Annotated in this window: 1 protein-coding gene; it reads right to left on the bottom strand. The window is 62.6% G+C overall.

Annotation, left to right across the window (positions count from 1 at the left end; translation table 11 throughout):
* On the bottom strand, window positions 1-3,306 hold a 3,306-nt coding region (locus E1288_RS46090), incomplete at its 3' end, for an OTU domain-containing protein (protein ID WP_132495635.1).
* Between the last annotated feature and the right edge of the window lie 246 nt (window positions 3,307-3,552).

Raw genomic sequence — 3,552 nt, 5'->3', positions numbered from 1 at the left:
CAGGCCGGAGTCCACCGCAGTGTCCGTTATGGACCGATCAACAGCAGCGGGCACGTCGCCGATCGAACCATCGACACCCGCAACGGAATCGGGCCTGGGCCGCCAGCCCTCCTGCTCATCGACGTTCGGCAGGTCAACACCGGCCAGGCCCAAACCAGCCGGGTCAAAGCCGATCAGACCCAAGCGAGGCAGATCCCAGCCGGCCGGCCCCAAGCCAAGGTCAAAGTCAGGCAGGTCAAAGTTGGTCGGGTCAAACTGGGTCAGGTCAAAGTGGGTCAGGCCGGAGTCCACCGCACCCGGATCCACTGCCGAGTGCTCCGGCATCACCTCACCCGCCGCCGCGGCGGAATCCGGCCGCACCCGTTTCGCCGACGGCTCGAACGACTCCTGGCCACCGTCAGAAGAAGCCTGGCGTTTACGCTGCACCCCCGAATCAGGACCGGTGTCCGAGGCGGCACCTGCCTCGACGACAGCAGTGGCTCCGCTCTGCCCCGCATCTGCGTGCACACCTATGTCCAACCGGCTGCCAGACGACGAAACACCCGGCTGCACCTCGACCGCAGAGACCATACTTTCCGGCAAGCCCATATCCATCCAGCCAGCCCCCACACCCTCAAGCCCACTCAGACCGGCGTGGCCGAAAGCGGGATGCGGCGCCTGCGGCACCACGTCGGCGGGTGTGTGTTCACCGGTATCCGCGTGATCACCAATACGCAGCCGGCTACCAGACGGTGCTGAAGCAGAAATCTCGGTGAACCGTAGCCCCTTCTTGGGCCGGGGGAGCGAGCTGATCACCACGTGTTTGCGCAGCTCGGCGAGCGAGAGTAACCCGTACTGCGGCCGAAGTCCCTCATATACCTCTTTCAGAACACGGTCGCGTAGTTCCTTGACCCACTCCTCACAATCCTCACGATCCTGCGAGTTCTGAAGAATCTCGACGTTCAGCGTGGGACGCGCGTCAGGCGGACTCACGACAAACCGACCGACGAAGCCCTCCAGCCGCCAGAACAACCGCTGCTCATCGGCGGCCGACAGACGATTGCCTTTCCGCGCGATAAATTCCAGGGTCAGCTGGCGGGCGCTGCGATAGTCCTCCGCGGTCCGGCCCGACAGGCCACCGTCAGACCAGATGTCGAACTGGGGCAGAAGGGGCAAGCCGGGGTCTTCGCCGCGTTTCCTTTTAGGCTTGCCCCAAGACCAGGTCACCGGCAGACGTTCCAGGACGGCCGCGAGTTCGTCACTGACGCCGCGCTCATCATCCCCATCGGCCCCGTTCTCGCCCTCACCACGCGACGGCCGGTGCTTCATCCCCTGGTCCAGCAGACCTCTGATGCAGCTCTGCGTCCGCTCCTTCACCGTCGGCTGCAACGCGCCCGGCAGCGACCCAAGCGGCGGATTCGGCCTCCTATTACCTTTGACATTCGTCCGAACCGTGATCCGGATGTCCGGCAACTCCACCTCCGGCCCCAGCCCGGCAACCAGCCCCGCGATCACTTCGCCCAACTGCCTCCCATACTCCACAACACGCCTCCGGTCCAGGTCGAGCAACTCCGTCTTGCCCACATCAAGTTCGCGGAAGATCCCGTCACGCAAGTTTTTCGGCAACCCCAAGTCATCCGGCAACCCCACCCGAGCGACAGCAGCAGCGCGTGGCACCGGGCGCGCACGCCACACAAAGTCACGGCTAGCCAGCTCGCCGGACAGCTCCGCCACACTGGTTTGGGTGAACCCCTCCGAGAGCATGCCCTGAACCCACGCAGTCACCAGATCCTGCGTGCCCGGATCAAGGCGGTCACCCCTGCCGCGGGCAAGGGGCACCTGCAGGTCGCGCTTCTGTCCGTCATCCCATTTGAAATCAAGCAGGAACTCCTCCAGTGTCCCCAGGAATTTCTGATCCTGCGGTGCCTGCGAAGATTCCTGTTCGGGCTGTGGACGCCACTCGACAATCCGCTTCCGCACCCACTGCGGCGGCACCACTAGAGACTCGCCCCGCGCAGCTGCGTGTTCACCGCTATCCGCGAGATTACCAGCGCGCATCCTACTACCAGACGACACCACCCCAGTGTCCGATATGGACGGATCAACAGCAGTAGGCACGGCATGGCCGGAAACGGGTTGCGGCGCCACGAGGCCTCCTGATCCTCCGGCAGTGTGAGCGTCTTCCAATCGCCGGGTGGCCATGTAGTGGTCCGTACCGTTGTAGACGATGTAGTAGGTCTCCCTGGTGCCGTACTGCTCGACACCCTGGGTGGACAGGCGACCATCGGGGACGATCACCACAATGTTGACGCCCAGCAAATCCGCAACGAGCTGGGGAGCAACGTCACCACCAACATTGCTCCAACTCCGAGGTGCACGAATGTCGTCCGCGACGATCTGCAGCGAGGCCCGCTCAGCGTCGGTGCCGGCGACAAATCTTTGTAGATAATTGTCGGCGAGTGCGTTGCGCAACCCCTGCACGGACCGTTCCTTGCCGAGCTGATCAAGCCGGGGCCCCCATACCTCCTCCGGCACTGAATCCAGCACCGACCGGTAGAAACAGTCACCATCAGCTCCGACATCGAGGATTTCCAGCCCCCACCCCCTCGCCGTCGCCCGCTGCTCAAACGTCCCCCACGGATCAACAGCAGCGGGCACATCACCAATCAAGCCGTCCGCTGCGGCATTGTCATCCCCCAGACCAGAGCAATCCAAATTCTTCTGTTTCCTCGCCAGCTTGCCCCTCTTTCTCTTTTTATTTCGAAGTAATCTCACGGCATTTGCCGTGACCACGGGCAGCTCGCCGATCTTACCGGCCCAGCCCGCCACCTCCGGATTGGTATTTCCTTCGTGTTTTTCGTTTAGAACCCATTCATGCACCAGCTCCTGCGTTACCGAAGAGACGAAGATGCCGGTCTCGTATTTGCCAAGAAACAGGTTCAGGCCGCCCCTCTGAAGGTGGAGCAGGAACTTCCCCAGCGTTTCCCCGGGTTGCGGCGGCGTGAAGTTGATGATCTTTTCCCGCACGTCGGGCGGCACCGGCGGCGGGTCGGACAAATTCGTATCTTTACACCGGTATAGTACAGTGGTTTTTGGAAGCATTCCACCAAGCGCGCGCACCACTCTATCCGCGCCGTAAACATACCCATTCGCGTCGAGATCCCAGCGCACGGCTTTCGCCCACAAAATCGCCCATTCCCGCGCTTCCCGAGTGAACTTCCGCTTCCCTTCGTTCCCGGGCACGTAGAGGGTGATTTGCGGCTGATCCGGGGAAGCGTTGGCAAGATAGTGCTCCAGAAATTCGGGCCACGTGTCAAACTCATCCACCCCAGGGCGCCACTTGAACGGGTCTTGCAGAGGCATCTCTCCCACCAGGGACTCGCCCCGCGCGGCTGCGTGATCACCAGCGTCCGCGTGATCACCACTACGCGCCCGACTACCAGACGCTGCTGAAGCAGAGAGATCAGTGGGACGAGACGTGCTGGGTGCACCACCACGCAGGCCTGGAATCAGCGGCCGGTCATGACCGTTACGCACCTGTGCCTCAACCAAGGCGACTTCATAGGCCAGGCT

The sequence above is a fragment of the Saccharopolyspora elongata genome (assembly GCF_004348985.1).
Classification (GTDB): Bacteria; Actinomycetota; Actinomycetes; order Mycobacteriales; family Pseudonocardiaceae; genus Saccharopolyspora; species Saccharopolyspora elongata.
Note: the sequence above shows the minus strand (reverse complement) of the source record. Positions and strands in the feature narration are given on the sequence as shown.